The 16,947-nt window shown below is 64.2% G+C and carries 18 protein-coding genes; 11 read left to right on the plus strand and 7 right to left on the minus strand.

Annotated elements, in window-relative coordinates; translation table 11 throughout:
• Nucleotides 1–3: 3 nt before the first annotated feature.
• The 5 genes from PVW27_RS13545 to PVW27_RS13565 are packed head-to-tail and all read right to left on the minus strand — an operon-like array spanning nucleotide 4 to nucleotide 5,838.
• A complete protein-coding gene (locus PVW27_RS13545) occupies nucleotides 4–873 on the minus strand; it encodes an isocitrate lyase/PEP mutase family protein (RefSeq protein ID WP_274558536.1) in 870 nt (289 codons plus the stop codon).
• Nucleotides 870–1,490: a cysteine hydrolase family protein gene (locus PVW27_RS13550; protein ID WP_274558537.1), complete on the minus strand. Its 621-nt coding sequence runs from the start codon at nucleotides 1,488–1,490 to the stop codon at nucleotides 870–872. Before PVW27_RS13550 ends, PVW27_RS13545 begins: the two co-directional genes overlap by 4 nt.
• A gap of 3 nt (nucleotides 1,491–1,493) precedes the next feature.
• On the minus strand, nucleotides 1,494–3,572 hold the full coding sequence (locus tag PVW27_RS13555; protein ID WP_274558539.1) for a hydantoinase/oxoprolinase family protein: 2,079 nt from the start codon (nucleotides 3,570–3,572) through the stop codon (nucleotides 1,494–1,496).
• Nucleotides 3,569–5,272, minus strand: a complete 1,704-nt coding sequence (locus tag PVW27_RS13560; protein ID WP_274558541.1) for a hydantoinase B/oxoprolinase family protein — start codon at nucleotides 5,270–5,272, stop codon at nucleotides 3,569–3,571. Before PVW27_RS13560 ends, PVW27_RS13555 begins: the two co-directional genes overlap by 4 nt.
• On the minus strand, nucleotides 5,269–5,838 hold the full coding sequence (locus PVW27_RS13565) for a tautomerase family protein (RefSeq protein WP_274558542.1): 570 nt from the start codon (nucleotides 5,836–5,838) through the stop codon (nucleotides 5,269–5,271). The genes PVW27_RS13560 and PVW27_RS13565 overlap by 4 nt, the downstream gene beginning before the upstream one ends.
• Nucleotides 5,839–6,002: 164 nt before the next feature.
• On the opposite strand from PVW27_RS13565, the gene PVW27_RS13570 reads away from it, so the two are divergent.
• The 6 genes from PVW27_RS13570 (at nucleotide 6,003) to PVW27_RS13595 (ending at nucleotide 11,846) form a co-directional block, all read left to right on the plus strand.
• Nucleotides 6,003–6,812 carry a GntR family transcriptional regulator gene (locus PVW27_RS13570; RefSeq protein WP_274558544.1) on the plus strand — a complete coding sequence of 270 codons (810 nt, stop codon included), beginning with the start codon at nucleotides 6,003–6,005 and terminating at the stop codon, nucleotides 6,810–6,812.
• On the plus strand, nucleotides 6,809–8,215 hold the full coding sequence (gene leuC / locus PVW27_RS13575) for a 3-isopropylmalate dehydratase large subunit (protein WP_274558546.1): 1,407 nt from the start codon (nucleotides 6,809–6,811) through the stop codon (nucleotides 8,213–8,215). Before PVW27_RS13570 ends, leuC begins: the two co-directional genes overlap by 4 nt.
• Nucleotide 8,216: 1 nt before the next feature.
• Nucleotides 8,217–8,822 (plus strand): 3-isopropylmalate dehydratase small subunit, encoded by a 606-nt coding sequence (gene leuD, locus PVW27_RS13580; RefSeq protein WP_274558548.1) that lies wholly within the window; start codon nucleotides 8,217–8,219, stop codon nucleotides 8,820–8,822.
• A 109-nt stretch (nucleotides 8,823–8,931) separates the two neighbouring features.
• Nucleotides 8,932–9,945, plus strand: coding sequence for a TRAP transporter substrate-binding protein DctP (gene dctP, locus PVW27_RS13585; protein WP_274558550.1), 1,014 nt, complete (start codon nucleotides 8,932–8,934; stop codon nucleotides 9,943–9,945).
• A gap of 90 nt (nucleotides 9,946–10,035) precedes the next feature.
• On the plus strand, nucleotides 10,036–10,542 hold the full coding sequence (locus PVW27_RS13590) for a TRAP transporter small permease (RefSeq protein WP_274558552.1): 507 nt from the start codon (nucleotides 10,036–10,038) through the stop codon (nucleotides 10,540–10,542).
• A complete protein-coding gene (locus PVW27_RS13595; RefSeq protein WP_274558554.1) occupies nucleotides 10,542–11,846 on the plus strand; it encodes a TRAP transporter large permease in 1,305 nt (434 codons plus the stop codon). The genes PVW27_RS13590 and PVW27_RS13595 overlap by 1 nt, the downstream gene beginning before the upstream one ends.
• Nucleotides 11,847–11,850: 4 nt before the next feature.
• On the opposite strand, the gene PVW27_RS13600 is transcribed toward PVW27_RS13595, so the two are convergent.
• On the minus strand, nucleotides 11,851–12,318 hold the full coding sequence (locus PVW27_RS13600) for a MarR family winged helix-turn-helix transcriptional regulator (RefSeq protein WP_274558556.1): 468 nt from the start codon (nucleotides 12,316–12,318) through the stop codon (nucleotides 11,851–11,853).
• A gap of 260 nt (nucleotides 12,319–12,578) precedes the next feature.
• Here PVW27_RS13600 and PVW27_RS13605 point away from each other — a divergent pair, with 260 nt between their 5' ends.
• The 5 genes from PVW27_RS13605 to bfr all read left to right on the plus strand — a co-directional run bounded on the left by PVW27_RS13605 (nucleotide 12,579) and on the right by bfr (nucleotide 14,530).
• Nucleotides 12,579–13,274 carry a fumarylacetoacetate hydrolase family protein gene (locus tag PVW27_RS13605; RefSeq protein WP_274558558.1) on the plus strand — a complete coding sequence of 232 codons (696 nt, stop codon included), beginning with the start codon at nucleotides 12,579–12,581 and terminating at the stop codon, nucleotides 13,272–13,274.
• Between the two features lie 141 nt (nucleotides 13,275–13,415).
• Nucleotides 13,416–13,598 (plus strand): hypothetical protein, encoded by a 183-nt coding sequence (locus tag PVW27_RS13610; protein WP_274558560.1) that lies wholly within the window; start codon nucleotides 13,416–13,418, stop codon nucleotides 13,596–13,598.
• Nucleotides 13,595–13,765 carry a hemin uptake protein HemP gene (gene hemP, locus PVW27_RS13615; protein WP_274558562.1) on the plus strand — a complete coding sequence of 57 codons (171 nt, stop codon included), beginning with the start codon at nucleotides 13,595–13,597 and terminating at the stop codon, nucleotides 13,763–13,765. The genes PVW27_RS13610 and hemP overlap by 4 nt, the downstream gene beginning before the upstream one ends.
• A gap of 25 nt (nucleotides 13,766–13,790) precedes the next feature.
• Nucleotides 13,791–14,039 (plus strand): (2Fe-2S)-binding protein, encoded by a 249-nt coding sequence (locus PVW27_RS13620; RefSeq protein ID WP_274558564.1) that lies wholly within the window; start codon nucleotides 13,791–13,793, stop codon nucleotides 14,037–14,039.
• Between the two features lie 5 nt (nucleotides 14,040–14,044).
• A complete protein-coding gene (gene bfr, locus PVW27_RS13625; RefSeq protein WP_274558566.1) occupies nucleotides 14,045–14,530 on the plus strand; it encodes a bacterioferritin in 486 nt (161 codons plus the stop codon).
• A gap of 44 nt (nucleotides 14,531–14,574) precedes the next feature.
• On the opposite strand, the gene PVW27_RS13630 is transcribed toward bfr, so the two are convergent.
• Nucleotides 14,575–16,731: a S8 family peptidase gene (locus tag PVW27_RS13630; protein ID WP_274558568.1), complete on the minus strand. Its 2,157-nt coding sequence runs from the start codon at nucleotides 16,729–16,731 to the stop codon at nucleotides 14,575–14,577.
• Nucleotides 16,732–16,947: the final 216 nt, after the last annotated feature.

Raw genomic sequence — 16,947 nt, forward strand, 5'->3', positions numbered from 1 at the left:
GGCTTACCCCTTGTCCTGCCCGTCGAACCGTTGCCCCATGGCCAGCATTTCCGCCGTGCCGATCCGCGCGTTCAGCCCGTCGAAATCGAACATCCGATCCGCGAACGGCGTGTTCGACCCATGGGCCCGCAAACTGGCATAGTAATCCTGCGCCGTCCGCGCCAAGGCCCGCACGATCCCGCCCGGAAAGATCACGATATCAAAGCCAAGCGCCTGCAAGTCCGTGGCCGAGGTAATGGGCGTATGCCCGCCTTCCACCATATTCGCCAACAGCGGCACGCGGCCCCGAAACGTGCGCGCCACCTGCGCCAACTCGTCCCCCGTCCGCGGCGCCTCGATGAACAGCACATCCGCCCCGGCCGCCACATAGGCCTCGGCCCGCTCCATGGCGGCATCAAAGCCTTCCACCGCAATCGCATCCGTGCGCGCGATGATCAGCGTGGCGTCACTGGCCCGCGCATCCGCCATCGCCGCAATCTTGCCCGCCATTTCCGCAGCCGAAATCAGCGATTTATCCGCCAGATGCCCGCAGCGCTTGGGATAGGTCTGATCCTCCACCTGCAAGGCCGAGGCCCCCGCGCGCTCATACAGCCGCATCGTGCGCTGCGCATTCAGCGCATTGCCGAACCCCGTATCCGCGTCGATGATCACGGGCAGGGCGGTGCGATCCCGGATCAGCGCCATCGTATCCGCCATTTCCGACACCGAAGTCAGCCCGATGTCAGGCCGCCCAAGCCGCGTATAGGCGACAGCCGCCCCGGACAGATACAAGGCCTCGAACCCCGCCTGTTCGGCCAGCGTGGCGGTCAGCCCATCATAAACACCGGGCGCGATCACAATCTCGGATGCAGTCAGGCGTGCACGCAAGCTCATACCGCGCCCTCCAGCAAAGCGATCGTCTCGGCGCAACTCATCACATGGGTGACGGTGCCCAGCGACAGAAGCGTCGCCTCATGCACATCCTGCCGGAACGCCGCACAACCATCCGACAGCATGATCGTCTCGATATTCCGAAGATGCGCGTCCCGCAACGTGCTGGCCACGCCCCCATTGGTGACGATCCCACCCACGATCAGCGTATCAATCCCCAAGGCCCGCAGGATATATTCCAGCCGCGTCTGGTAGAACGCGGAATAGGCGACCTTCTCGACCACATAATCCGCGGGCGCAAGACGATCCACCAGCGTATGACCGAAACTGCCGGGTGCGAAATCCCCCGTCGTCAGGAACGGGCGCAACTGCTTCAGATGCGGCGCAATCAGCGGCACCCCACCCGGTCCGGGCACCAGCGTGAACTGCGCGGACACATAAGTGCCCCCCTTGGCGCGAAGCGCATCACGCACCGGGGCCACCCGGTCAGGCAGCGCCGCAATCGCATCCGCCCCTTGCCCCGCACGGCCGTAAGCCCCCTCGGGATGCAGAAAGTCATTCTGCAAATCAATGGTCAGAAGCGCCGTGCGCTTGGGATCAATCGTGGTCAAAGCGCCCATGGATCAAACCTCCTGCCGGGTGATGATCGTGTTGCCATAGGCATCGACCGTGCCGGTCAATCCGGGTTCGATCAACACCGTCGTATCAGGCTGTTCCAGAATGGCAGGGCCGTGGATCACGGCACCGACCGGCAGATCCAGCCGGTTATAGATCGCGGTCTCATGCCACGCATCGCCGAAATGGACGCGCCGCGATCCTTTGCGTGCCGCCGCGGCCGTCCCGGTTCCGCGCGGGGCAAGTGTCGCCAGATCGAACTTCGGCCGCCGCCCCGTGACGGCAGAGCGCAGGTTCATCACCCGCCGCGCCCCCTTGGGCAACAAGCGCCCATAGGTGGCCTTGTAGGCCGCATCGAACGCCTCGGCGATCTCAGCCCGCGTCGGCGGCACGACGCGACCATCCGCAATCGTCACCGGCAAGGGCACGGCCACCGTATGCGTCTGCCCGACATAGGCCATGTCCAGCTCGAACGTGGTCTCGCGCGCCTCGAACCGGGTCTGCGCCGCGTCCAGCATGGCCAGACCCTGATCCATATGCGCCTGCATGAACGCGGCCAGACCGCCCTCATCCAGCCCGTCCACCATCGCATTGATCGTCTGCACGAAATCCTGCCGCATATCGGCGATCACGCAACCCATGGCCGAGGTCACACCCGGATAGCGCGGCACAATCGCCCGCGCCAGCCCGACATCCGCCAGCATCGCCCCGGAATGCAGCGCCCCACCCCCGCCAAAGGGCATGAAGGCAAAGCGCTTGGGATCAAAGCCCCGCTCGATACTCACCAAGCGGATCGCCCCCGCCATCCGGCTGTTGGCGACGCGCAGGATCGCTTCCGCCGCCGCCAGCGTGGACAGACCCAAAGGCTTGCCCACATGCTCATCAATCGCCCGAGACGCCGCCTCCACATCCAGACGCGTCAGCTTGCCCCCGATGGGGTTGTCCGGATCAATCCGGCCCAGCACCACATTCGCATCCGTCACCGTGGGCCGCGTATTGCCCAGACCATATGCCACGGGGCCGGGGTTCGATCCCGCACTCTCCGGCCCGATCATCAGCAAACCGCCTTTATCGACCCATGCAATCGACCCGCCGCCCGCGCCAATCGTCGTGATCTCGATCATCGGCGACCGCACGACCATCCCGAAATCAATGGATGTCTGCGGCGACAGCATCGACTTGCCCCCTGCAATCAAGGACACGTCAAAACTGGTGCCGCCCATATCGCCGGTGATCACATCGGGAAACCCCGCCGTCTGCGCGATATAGGCCGCCGCAATCACCCCCGCCGCAGGCCCCGACAGGGCCGTGCGCACAGGCAGGCGGCAGGCGGTATCCACCGCCATCACCCCGCCATTGGATTGCACGATCATGAATTCGCCGCCGAAACCGCCCTGTTTCAGCGCGGTTTCCAGACGGTCCAGATAACCCGACACCTCGGGTTGCAAATAGGCATTCAGCGCCGTGGTCGAAAACCGCTCGAACTCGCGGATCTCGGGCAGAATTTCCGAGGAGGCAGAGACATGCGGATTCGGCCACATCTCCCGAATGGCCGCGACCGCCGCCGCCTCATTGGCAGGGTTCGCATAGGCATTGGCGAACATCACCGCCACCGCCGCACAGCCCTGATCCAGCAAATGCCGCGCCGCATCGCGCACCGCGTCCAGATCGACAGGCGTGCGGATCGACCCATCCGCCAAGGTCCGCTCCGGCACCTCAAGGCGCAGGTCGCGCGGCACCACAGGCGTGAAATCCCCGCGCAGCCCCCAAGTCCGGGGCCGGTCGCGCCGCCGCATTTCCAGCACGTCGCGCAGGCCGGCCGTGGTAATCACGCCGATCTTGGCACCCTTGCGCTCCAACAAGGCATTGGTCCCGGCGGTCGTGCCATGCACCACCACCGCCACCGTGGACAGGTCCGACACCTGCCGCCCGATTCCGTCCAGAAACCCGCCCGACTGATCAGGCCGCGTGGTCGGCACCTTGGCCACCGTGGCGGTTCCCGCCGCCTCGTCCAGCACGAACACATCCGTGAAGGTGCCGCCGACATCGACGCCGATCATGCGGCCTGCGGTCTTTTGCATGCTCATGCCTGCGCCCCTTTCCATGCGGTTCCGTATGTTTTATCCGCCTCGGTCTCTGAAATCAGCCCCAGCGCCACATCCCGCGCCACGGCCTTGGGATCACGCGCCGCAGCAGCGCCATAGCCACCGCCACCCGGAGTCTCCAGCCGCACGGCCTGTCCCTGCGTCAGCTTGATCCCCCGCATTTTCGACGCCAGGGGCGGATGATGCCACCCGTCCGCCTGCTCATAGGAAAACACGTTCATCGCCGCCTCGCCGCCACCTGCGGCCCCTTTGGGAGCAAAGCGCCCGCGCTCTCCGAACAGGAACGCCTCGGCCCCGTTTTCCTCCAGCACCTCGATCTCATAGACGGCACCCAAGCCGCCGCGATGCGCGCCCGCGCCCGCACTGTCAGGCCGCAGCGCCCATTGCCGGAACATCACCGGATAGGCCGCCTCAAGGATCTCCATCGGCGGGATCGTCGCGGTCGAGATCGGCGCGTTGCCATGGTTCAAGCCGTCGCTTTCCGGCGATCCGCCATGCCCGCCGCCGTAGAAACTGAACATCACCCAGGGCTGGCCATTCTTGCGCTTGCCCGCAATCGACAGCGCATTGATCGTGCCGTAAGCATTCGCCACCACGCGGTCGGGCGCCGCCTGACCCGCCGCCGCAAAGATCACGTCGATCATCCGCAGGATCGTCTCGGTATAGCCACCCACGGGCGCGGGGAATTCGGCGGCCAGCAGCGACCCCTCCGGGATACGCACCTCGATGGGGCGCATCACACCGGCATTGGCCGGCAGCGCCGGAAAGATATGCTTGATCGCCACATAGGCCGTGGCCACTGCCGTCGGCAGCGCGATATTCACCGGACCCGCACAACGCGGCGCGGTTCCTGCGAAATCCAGAACCATCCGGTCGCCCTTGATCTCCAAGGCCACCTTGATCGGCAGGGCCACATCGGTGATCCCGTCATTGTCCAGATAATCCACCGCCTCCCAGCGCCCATCGGGCAGGGCGGTCAACTCGGCCCGCATCAACGCCTCGGCCCGGTGGCCCAAGGCATCCAGAGCCGCGCGCACCGTATCGGCCCCGTATTCATCCAAAAGCTCATCCATCCGCCGCACGCCCAGATCCAGCGCGCCCAACTGTCCGTTCAGATCGCCCATCGCAGACTGAGGCAACCGCGTGTTCCGCATCAGGATGTCGATGATATCCGTATTTACCTCACCCCCACGCGCCAAGCGCACGGGCGGCAGCACAAAGGCCTCCTGAAACGCGTCCGTAGCGGCGGGGTTGTAGTTGCCCGGCACAGCACCGCCCACATCATGCCAATGCCCGACCGACGCCAGATAGCAGAACAACTGCCCATCCCGGAAATAGGGCCGCACCAGCCGCATATCCGACAGATGCGTGCCGCCCAGATGCGCGTCGTTGAAAATATAGATATCCCCGTCCCGGATCTCGCCATGCTCGGCCGCCTTGTCGATGACGGCCTTCACGGCGAACGACATGACACCCACGAAAATCGGCAGCCCCGATTTCCCCTGCACCAGCGTATCACCCGTCACCGCATGATAAAGCCCGTGCGAGGCATCATGCGCCTCGGCGATGATCGGGTTGAAGGCCGCGCGGAACAGCGTCGCGTCCATCTCGTCAGCGATCTGCTCCATCCGGCCCGCCAGAACGGCCAGTGTGATCGGGTCGATATCTGCGCTCTGTGTCATGCTGTCCCTGCTGCTTTCACGTCTGCGATGTCGTTCCACACGTCCTGCCGCGTGATCTGTCCGCCAGTGACCTCGAACCGGTCGATGAACCGGATACCGTCAAACGCCGCCCCATCCGGCCACTCGCCATACAGCGTGCCGCGCGCGTAAACGACCGCATGGCCCGCGCCCTGCAAGGCCTCGAACCCGTCATAGTTCTTTTTTACGAACCGATACCGGGGCTTCGACCATGCGATCAGCTCTTCCAGCGTGCGCAAACCAGACGCACCGGGAAAGTTCATCACGAACCCATCCCCCAGCATCCCACGCGCCCGCTCCAGATCCCGCGCTTCCATCGCCGCCAGATAATCGCGCACCACTGCACAAGGATCGGGCAGGGCAGGGGCGCCGCTGCGATGCGCTCCACCGCGCATGTAATGAGCCTTTGGCATCTCATGCAGAATCACGGTGATCGCATCCGGGACAGCCGGCACGACCATCTGCACCGCATCGGTCAGAGCCTTGCCCAGACGGGTTTTCGCCCCATCGTCATAGCCTTCCAGAACATGAGCCTCGATGATCGGCATGGCGTCCCTCCCTTGGAAATCTGTATCTTTGGTAATACAGATAACGGTATCTGCAAAGCGCAAATATTTGCGCCGCAAAGTGACGGATTACTTGCTTTTCAAAAAACCGTTGATACGGTTGAAGGCGAATCCGGCCCCTTTGGGCGGTGATTTTGGGGGATGGTTTGGACACGCAGGGCAGAACAGGTCTTCCGGAAGGTGGCAAGGCGCGCAGGGTCTATCTGCTGCTGCGCGATGACATTTCCAATGGAACCCTCGCCCCCGGCGCCAGCCTTCCGGGAGAGCAGCGTCTGGCCGAAGTGCACGGCGTCTCGCGCGTCACCATCCGCCGCGCGCTGGAGTCGCTGGCCGCCGACGGTCTGATCGAAAAACGGGTCGGCAGCGGCAGTGTGGTCCGCGCCCCCGATGGGGCCGCAGCCCCGCTGGCCGCCGATTTCACCACGTTGATCCCGCAGCTTGTCGCCATGGGGCAGGCCACGACCGCGCGGCTTTTGTCCTTTTCATACGGTCCCGCACCGGATGCCGTGGCCACCGCCATGGCCCTGCCCGATGGCGCAAGGGTGCAGACAGCCGTCCGCGTCCGTCTGGTCGACGGCCGCCCCTTCTCGCACCTGACCACCTATGTGCCCGAAGCCATCGCCGCCAATTATACCGAAGCCGACCTTGCCACGACGCCGCTCTTCCGCTTGCTGGAACGCTCCGGCGTGCAGGTCGATGCCGCGCATCAATCCGTCACCGCAACCCTCGCCTCGCCCGATGTGGCCGAGGCGCTGGGCGTGTCTGTCGGATCGGCCCTTCTGTCGCTGCGCCGCGTCGTGCGCGATGTGAACGGGCAGGGCGTCGAATATCTCTCCGCCCTCTACCGTGCCGATGCCTTCCGGCTGGAAATGACCCTGACCCGCGTGGGGCAGGGCGGTGATCGCCACTGGGAACCCGTCATCGGCGACCCTGCGGCGCGGGAGGCGGCGGAATGACCAGCACCCCCCGCACCCTTTTCGCCAAACTCTGGGACGCGCATCAGGTTCTGCTGCGCGAGGATGGCGCATCCCTGCTGTGGGTGGACCGCCATCTGGTGCATGAAGGATCGCACCACGCCTTCGCCAAACTGGCCGAGCGTGGCCTGCCCGTGGCCGAACCCGCCCTCACCATCGGCGTGGTCGATCATTACGCGCCGACGCGTGACCGCGACCGGATCGGTGATCCCGACATCGCCCGCATGATCCGCACGCTGGAGGAAAACACCAACCGCCACGGCATCCGCTGCTTCGGGATGCGCGATCCGCGTCAGGGGATCGTGCATGTGATGGGGCCGGAGCAGGGGCTGACCCTGCCGGGCCTGCTGATCAATTGCGGCGATAGCCACACCTCCACTCACGGAGCGTTCGGCGCGCTCGCCTTCGGCATCGGCGCGACCGAGGTGGCGCATGTGCTGGCCACCCAGACGATCTGGCAGAAACGCCCCAGAACGATGCGGATCACCGTGACAGGCCAGCTCGGCCCATCCGTCACCGCCAAAGATCTGGCGCTCTCATGGATTGCCCAGCTCGGCGCGGACGGCGCGCGCGGCCATGCCATCGAATATGCAGGCCCCGTGGTCGAAGGCTTGACCATGGAAGGGCGGATGACTCTGTGCAACTTGTCCATCGAGGGCGGCGCGCGCTGCGGCATGGTCGCCCCGGATGATGTGACCTTCGCCTATATCAAGGGCCGTCCCTTCGCGCCGCATGGCGCCGAGTGGGACCGTGCCGTGCAAGACTGGCGCACCCTCGCCACCGACGATGGTGCCACCTTCGACCGCGAAGTCTCGCTGGACGGCGCCACCATCGCCCCCACCGTGACATGGGGCACCAGCCCGGAAGAGGCGCTGCCCATCACCGCAAACCTGCCCGATCCGGCGCAACTGCAAGGTGCGCGCGCCGATCAGGCCCGTGCCGCGATGGACTATATGGGCCTGACCCCCGGCCAGAAGATCGACGGCACGCCCATTGATCAGGTCTTTATCGGCTCCTGCACCAATGGCCGGATCGAAGACCTGCGCCTCGCCGCAGCCGTGCTGTCGGGGCGCCGCGCAAAGGTGCCCGGTCTGGTCTCTCCCGGTTCTGCCTTGGTCAAGGCGCAGGCGGAACAGGAAGGCTTGGACCGCATCTTCACCGAGGCCGGTCTGGAATGGGTCGCCTCCGGCTGCTCCATGTGCGTGGGCATGAACGGCGATCTGGTGGCACCGGGCAACCGCTGCGCTTCCTCGACCAACCGCAATTTCAAGGGCCGTCAGGGCCGCGGCGCACGCACCCATCTGATGAGCCCCGCGATGGTCGCCGCAGCCGCCGTGACAGGCACGATCACCGATGTGCGCCCCCTTCTGGCAGGGCGGGTCTGACATGGCCGGGTTCAGCATCATCCAGGGTCCCGCCGTGGCGCTGCCGCAGGACAATATCGACACCGATCAACTGATCCCCGCCCGCTTCATGTCGGTGCCGCGCAAGGATGGCTACGGCCCCTATCTGCTGCACGACCTGCGGTTTGATGCGGGTGGCACGCCACGCCCCGAGATGCCCCTGAACCGCCACGCGCAGGCGCGCATCCTCGTGACCCGCCGCAACTTCGGCTCCGGCTCCTCGCGCGAAGCGGCGGTCTATGCGCTGGTGGATTTCGGGATCAAGGCCGTTCTCGCCCCCAGTTTCGGGGATATCTTCGCCTCGAACGCGGTGAACAACGGCCTTCTGCCCGCGCGCCTGCCCGAAGACCGGATCGAAGCGCTGATCGCCCGGCTTGGCGACAAGGACGAAGAGATGACGGTCGATCTGACGGATGGCGTGATCCGTATCGGAAACGAGGTGATCCCCTTCGATCTGGACCCGATCTGGCGGCTGAAGCTGATCAACGGCTGGGACGATATCGACATGACCGCCAGCCACGGCCCCGCGATTGCGGCGTTCCGTGCGGCACGGGCCAAAGCCGCCCCCTATGCCATGCTGACGGGATGACTTGAAAGACCCGCGCGCCCGCGTGGGCGCGCGACATCAATCGGATGTTCCCTCAAGGGACATCTTCAACAGGGCGGGGGCAAGACCCCCGGTAAAAGGAGAGAGAACGATGAAAATGACCTTCGTCGGCGGCCTGATCGCCGGTTCCACCATGATCGGCGCGGCCGCCTCGGCACAGGAAACCCTGACCGCCGTGCACGCCTTCCCCAGCACGCTGATCTACACCCAGTCCTTCCTGCAATTCGTCGACAAGGTGAATGCCGCAGGCGAAGGCGTCGTCCAGATCGAAGTCCGCGGCGGCCCCGAAGCCATCGGCATGTTCCAGCAGGCCGACGCCGTGCGCGACGGGATCGTGGACATGGTCTACACCCCCGGCAGCTTCTATGGCGGCGCTCTGCCCGAAAAGGACGCGCTGGTCGCCTCCAACCTGACCGCGATTGAAGCACGCGAAAACGGCGGCATCGCCCTGATCGACGAAATCCATCAGGCCAAGATGGGCGTCAAATACCTCGGCTGGTTCGACAGTGGCGTCAGCTATAACCTGTGGATGAAGGACGAGCCCAAGCTCGATGCCAACGGCAATCTCGACATCTCGGGCATCAAACTGCGCGGCAACGCCGTCTACAACGCCTTCTTCACCGAATACCTCGGCGCACAGGTGATCGACCTGCCCACAACCGAAGTCTATGCCGGGCTTGAGCGTGGCGTGGTGGATGCGACCGGCTGGACCCAGATCGGCCTGATCGACCTCAAGTGGAACGAATTCCTGAACTACCGGGTCGAGCCGAACTTCTTCTCGACCGATCTCGGCGTCATCGTGAACCTCGAAAAGTGGAACAGCCTGTCCGACGAGGCCAAGAAGATCCTTCAGGACACCGCCATCGAACACGAGAAAGCCTCGGTCGAAGCGCTGCGCGTCAAGCGGGACGAAGATTTCGCCGCACTGGAAGCCGGTGGCATGAAAGTGGTCGAACTCCAGGGCGAAGCCCGCGCCAACTATCTGGCCGCAGCCCGCGAAAAGACCTGGGCCCGCATGAAGGGCCTGATGGCCGAGCATCCGATGGGTGACGGCCAGTATGACACGCTGATCGGCCTGTTCTACAACCCCGAACTGGACAAGTAAGTCCGAAAAGGCGCGGTCCGCCCGTCGGGCCGCGCCACTCTGATCCGGGCAGGCGCAACCCTCGCCCCGTCCCCATTGTCCGAGGCAGACATGCAGCAGTTGATCCGACTTTATTCCCTGCTTCTCTACGGTATGGCCTTTCTGGCGGGGGCCATGTTGGTCTGGGTGATGATCGCTGTCATCCTGTCTGTGGCCTTGCGCAATGGCGGCATGCAGCCCTGGGCCTGGCTTTTCACCTCGACCGAATACGCGATGCTCTACATCACCATGCTGGGCGCGCCCTGGCTGGTGCGCGAAAAGGGCCATGTGCATATCGAACTGGTCACAGCCGCCCTGCCGGCGCCGGTCCGCAGGCTTGTCAGTCGCGGCGTCGCCCTGCTCTGCGTGCTTGTCAGCCTGATCCTGGCCTGGAAGGGCGCCGAGTTGCTGATGACCAATATCGCGCGCAACGACTATGACGTGCGCGCCTATTACTTTCCGCGCTGGATACTCACCATCTCGTTCCCGATCTGTTTCGGCATGATGGCGATCGAATTCTCGCGCTTCGTCTTTGGCGAGGAACTGATGCATTCCGGTGAAGCGGGGATACACGAATAATGGAATGGTATGAATCACTGGCGCTCCTTCTGGGGGCGATCCTCGCGCTGATGGCCATCGGCATGCCCGTCGCCCTGGCCTTTCTGGCCGCCAATATCCTTGGCGCCTGGGTGTTTATGGGCGGGGAACGTGGCATCTCCGCACTGTTGAACAACGGCCTCGGCTCACTCACCAGCTTCGCTTTGGTGCCCATCCCGCTCTTCCTGCTGATGGGCGAGATCTTCTTCCACACCGGCCTTGGCGGACGCATGTTCAACGCCATCGACAAGCTGCTGGGGCGGCTGCCGGGGCGTCTGTCCTATGTCACCGTTCTGGGTGGCACGGCGTTTTCCACGCTATCGGGGTCCTCCATGGGATCGACCGCGCTGATGGGCTCGCTCATGGTGCCGGAAATGAACCGGCGCGGTTACAAGAAACACATGTCCATCGGTCCGATCCTCGGCACGGGTGGTCTGGCGATCATCATCCCGCCCTCGGCGCTGGCGGTGCTGCTGGCCACACTGGCGCGGATCGACGTGGGAAAACTCCTGATTGCGGGCATCATTCCCGGCCTGATCCTGGCCACCTTCTATCTGGCCACGATCTTCATCCAGACGAAGATCGACCCCGACGCCGCCCCCGCCTATGATGTCGAACCAATGACCCTCGGCCAGAAACTCACCTTGTTTGTCACCGATGTGGTGCCGATGGTCGGTGTCATGGTCGTGATCGTCGCGATGATGGTCGGCGGCATCGTCACCCCGTCCGAGGCCGCAGCCTTCGGCGCGCTGGGCGTGCTGATCCTCGCGCTGATCTTCCGCTGCCTGACATGGGAGGCGATGCGCAAATCCATCGTCGGCGCGCTGCGCGTCACGCTTATGGCCTATCTCATCGTGTTCGGCTCGGCCACCTTCAGCCAGCTTCTCGCCTTCTCGGGCGCATCCAGCGGCTTGATCAAATGGGCCACCGGCTTCGATCTGGAACCCATCGCCATGCTGCTGGTGATGTTCGGGGTGCTGCTGCTCTTGGGCATGTTCATGGAACAGATCAGCATGATGCTGCTGACTGTGCCGATCTTTTTTCCGCTGGCCGCCACCCTTGGTTTCGATCCGATCTGGTTCGGCCTGATCATGCTGCTGGCGCTGGAAATCAGCTTCACCACGCCACCCTTCGGATTGCTTCTCTTCGTGATGAAAGGCGTGGCCCCGCCAGACACGACGATGCGCGACATATACATGTCCGCACTGCCCTTCATCTTCTGCTCGCTACTGCTGGTGGCGCTGATGATCCTGTTCCCGCCCATCGTCCTGTGGTTGCCGGGCTGACCACCTAACCAGCCTTGGGCGGCTGAAGCGGTGCACGGCTCTGGTCGTTGCCCGCTTCAGTCGTCTTGCGCAGCAATGTCATCAGGTGCGCGCGTTCCGCGTCGTCAAGACCGACAAGGATGTCGCCCTGAAAATCACGCACCAAGGGGCGCACACGCGCCAGCAGGGCGGTGCCTGCTTCCGTCAGGCGCAGGATGCGGGCGCGGCGGTCATGACGGCTGACGCTGCGGTTCAGCAGGCCCTTGCCCTCCAGCCGGTCCACGACCCCGCCGATCGTCACCCGGTCATAGGCGATCACACCGGCCAGCGTGGCCTGATCCACATCGGGATGCGCCTCCAGCGCCGACAGGGTCGCGAATTGCACAGGCGTCAGGTCGATCCCGGCCTGTTTCATCCGCTCGGTAAAGACCGAGACCGAGATCTGGTGCAGACGCCGGATCAGATGTCCGGCCATGTCATGAAGTTCCAGCATCCCCGCGCATCCTTGCCTTGGCCAGCGTCAGGCTATCTTGGGGCAGGTTCATTTGACAAGCATACTAACAGTTAGCATGCCACCTGAAATACGGCGATCAGTCTCCGGCTGCCGGACAAACTGTGCGCGGATGGCAAAGGACACGTTTTCTGCCCCGCCCTTTGCCCCTATAGATCACATCGCGGAGGAAGCCAGTTTCCTGATCCGCATCCATGACCGCCCAATGCACGAAAAGCTGGGCCAGACGAGGAGCGCAGCCGATGAGCCATCTGTTCGACATTCCCCCCATCCCCTCCATCCCCGTCAAGGGTGAGGCCGGCACCTATCCGATCCGCCGGATTTTCTGCGTGGGACGCAACTACGCCGCCCATGCAGCCGAAATGGGAATCGAGGTGGACCGCGAAAAGCCCTTCTATTTCACCAAATCCCCGGCCTCGGCCATCCTCACCGGCGCCACCGCCCCCTATCCGCCCGGCACGGGCAATTACCATCACGAGATGGAACTGGCCGTGGCCATCGGCGCCCCTGCGTTCAAGGTGGCCGTCGCGGATGCGATGTCGCGCGTCTATGCCTATGGCTGCGCGCTGGATATGACCCGCCGCGACCTGCAACTGTCCGAACGCGCGCATCAGCGGCCCTGGGATCTGGGCAAGGATGTCGAGAATTCGGCCGTCTTCGCCCCCCTGACCAAGGCCGCCGAATTCGGCGCCATCGCCAGCCAGCGCATCCATCTCGCGGTGAATGGCGAGGTCCGGCAGGACGCCACCCTGACCGAACTGATCTGGTCCGTGCCCGAAATCATCAGCCACCTGTCGGGCTTCTATCACCTGCAACCGGGCGACCTGATCATGACCGGCACGCCTGCGGGTGTGGGCGCGGTCCTGCCCGGCGACGTCATCACCGGCGGAATCGACGGTCTGGACCCGATCAGCCTGACCATCGGGGCCGCCGCCTGAACCCGCCCGAGGCGGATCTATACCTGACAGAAAAACTCGGATTGACCTGTCCGAGTTTTTTTGTCAGAAATAGGAGGCGTTCCAGCCACCCCCGTCATTCCCGAGGGGAAGCCCGAATCGAAAGATGAAAGGACTTCCGCCATGTCGCCCCAGAACAGACCCCATTCCATCACCGACAGGCTTGCCGCGCCGGTGCCCTCGCCCTGTCCGGCCCGCGCCGCCGCGCTTGATCTGTTGCACGACTTCGCGCTCCCCGACGCCTGCAACGTCGAATTCTGGCTCGACCGGATCGAGGCCCGGACCAGCCGGGAGATCCGGCCATGATCGCGTTGCGCCACCAGACCGGCACCCCCGCGCCGCGCCCAGAACCTCTGCCCAGCCACTCCGCCCGCACCCTGACCGAAGGGGGCACACAGGCCCGGATCGAGCTGGACGGACAGATCTACACCCTGCGCATCACCCGCGCGGGCAAGCTCATCCTGACCAAATGACAGCCACCCCCGCCAGAGCCGCGCCATGATCATCTGCCACTGCCAGTCCATCACCGACCACGACATCAACGCCGCCATCGACTGGATGCGCGCCGCCGATGCCGACGCCCTGATCACCCCCGGCAAGATCTATCACGCGCTCGGCAAGGCGGCGGATTGTGGCGGATGCATGCCGCTTTTCCTTTCCACCATGCGTCAGAATGATAACCTTGAAGTTCCCATGCACCTCCGCACGCTGCGACGCCGGTCGCAAGAGCGGACCAACACAGGATAAGACTGATGAAGGGTGACGCAAAAGTCATTGACTACCTGAACCGCGCAATCAGATCGGAACTGACCGCCGTCAGCCAGTATTGGCTGCATTACCGCCTGCAGGAAGACTGGGGTCTGGGCCACATGGCCAAGAAAAGCCGCGAGGAAAGCATCGAGGAGATGCATCACGCCGACAAGCTGATCGCCCGCGTGATCTTTCTCGAAGGCCATCCCAACCTGCAAAAGCTGGATCCGCTGCGCATCGGCCAGACCCCGCGCGAGACGCTGGAATGCGACATGGCCGCCGAACAGGAGGCCCGCGCCCTCTATCGCGAGGCACGCGAATATTGCGCCACGGCGGGCGACTACGTGACCATGAAACTCTTCGAGGAACTGCTGGCGGACGAGGAAGGTCACATCGACTTTCTGGAAACCCAGCTTGACCTCTTCGACAAGATGGGCGCCGAAAAATACATGCAACTCAACGCTTCGAAAATGGACGAGGCCGAGTAGGCGCCGCACCGGGCGGCCCTGCCGCCCGGCCGCTGCGGCACGTCTCAGAACGCCATGCGGAAGCCCAGAATGGCGGCCGTATCCTGCGCGCCCGACACATGGCCGTGGTTGAACGCATGGATCGCGCCCACAAAGACCTCGCCACCCTGACCGAACGGCATGCCATAGGTGATCGACAGGTCGATCTCGCGATCCTCGGGGGCGTAATCAATCCCGACAGTGCGATGCATGATGCCGCCCGCCCCACGCGAGACGGGCAACGCGATATCGGCCCCGCCCGAGGTGATCGCCACAGGCATCGACAGGCCAAGGCTCAGGCGGTCGCCGGTCCGCAGCAGGCCGGTCTGACCCGCTTCGATCCTGAACGCGTTGAAGCGCACATCCGAACGATCCGACATCGCGGCACCCGATCCCCCCGGTGACACGCCGAAAGTGCCGCCCAGTTCGATGAACCCGCCCTGTCCGACCTCGCGCGTAAAGGCCACCTCCAGCGCGGCAAGGGTGCTGGCGGCCCCCCCGATCCCCGGCATCAGCGTGCCGTCGTCACGGGCGATGTTCAGACCGATGAACAGCTCTCCCCCCGCCGCGGCCAGCGACTGCCCGATGGCAGCGGCCATCGCAGGTTCGGCCCCGGCCATGGCCGCACGGCCACCGCCGCTATCAGGCCCCATCAGGGACAGTTCGACCGGTCCCTGCCGCAGGGTCATTTCCCCGCCGCCATATTCGCGCATCAGGCCCGAGCGCGAGGCCGTCCCGAACATCGCAGGCCACAAGCGTTCCGACACCGGTGCCGCAGGGGCGGGCGTTGCCAGTGCCTGACCGGGCATGGTGAAGTCACCGCCCAGCAGGTCTGTCACAAGCACAGGCACCCCCGACAGGCTGCGGGCCACCGCATCGCCCGAGGCACCACCGCCGATGATCAGCGGCTGCGCCACGCTATGCGTTGATCCATCCGCCATCCGCGCGACCGGCGTGCCGATGGGCAACAGGGCTGCGCGCACATCCAGAAACCCATGGCCCCATTCGGTGCTGTAGTCATGGAAGAAACCCGATCCGGGGATCACTTCCAGCCGGCCAGAGGCAACGAACCCGTCAAAGCGGTTATCCGCCGTGGCGATCAGCCGTGCCCGCAGGTCATGCGGCGTAAGGTTCGGAAAGGCCTGTGCCAGCAGCGCAATCGCGCCCGATACGACAGGCGCGGCGAAAGACGTGCCCACGAACAGACTGTAACGATCCGTGCCGGTCGCATTGGCCGCAAGCCATGTCCCGTCTGCGGCCAGACACCAGCGCGCGGCCTGCAAGCAGGGGGCCGACACGCGCTGCACGCTCAGGATGCGATCGTCGTTGAAGGTCGGCACGCCGCTGACCACGGCCAGCCAGCCTGCCTCCAGTTCGGGCGCGAACAGCGGCAAGGCTTCCATGATGCCAGCACTGCTCGAGTCGCGCTGGTTCTGCGCGGAAAAGACGACGACGCCGTTTCTTGTATAGTCGCGCAAGGCGTCCAGATAACTGGCCTCGCTGCCGATTTCGAAAAGGTTGCGAAACGTGGCGGCGCTGGCGATCCGGCCATCGAAACCCCAAGAGTTGTTCTGCACCACCGCACCCGAGGTGCGGGCGAGATTCGTTGCAGCCGTCCGGCTTGCAGAGGATTCATATGTCCCCAGCACAAGGTTTGCGCCGGGCGCCACACCGATCATGGTCGTGGAATCGCCGGCCAGAACCGATGCAACGGCGGTGCCGTGGTTTTGGGGAGTGCCCCCGGCACCGGAGGTGCGGCCAGCGATACTTTCGTGGGTGGTCAGAAACCCGTCATCCAGCACGGCGATGGTCTGGCCCGTCCCGAACAGGTTTGCGGCATGCGCATAATCGATTCGGGCAGAGGCCAGCGAATAGCTGTAATATTGCGGTTCCGTTCTGGGGTCACGTCCTGCGATCCCATCCCTTTCGACGTACCACAAGGTTTCCTGTATGTCGTACTTGGCCGACTCTCGCAGGCGTCGCGCCTCATCCTCGTAATTGGCGAAACTGGTGACAAAGCTCGCCGACAGCGCGTTTGCGCTGAAATTCCCGCCCGAGATAGTCTCGGTTATGAAATTGAGAGCCGCCGCCGCACCCGATGCGATGCCACCGCCGCCGCCACCGCAGCCTGCCAGCAATGTGACCGCCGCCAATGACAGCCCCGTTCTTCTGATGTGACGCATGACCCAAGGCCCCCTTCCAGATTGCGCCAAGCTGACCGAAGGGCACTCGAAAACGTCATTCACGCACATCTGGAAACGGTCATTCTGGACACTGTCGCAACATCAGCGACAATGGACTGTTAAAAGCGTGGATTGGTGATTTGAGGGCGGATTTGTGGCAATATCCGTCATCCCACTTTCTCCCTCTTCTGGCTGTCCCACTTCTCCCTGTCTTAC

Origin of the sequence: Seohaeicola sp. 4SK31 (genome assembly GCF_028802875.1) — a bacterium.
Classification (GTDB): Bacteria; Pseudomonadota; Alphaproteobacteria; order Rhodobacterales; family Rhodobacteraceae; genus Seohaeicola.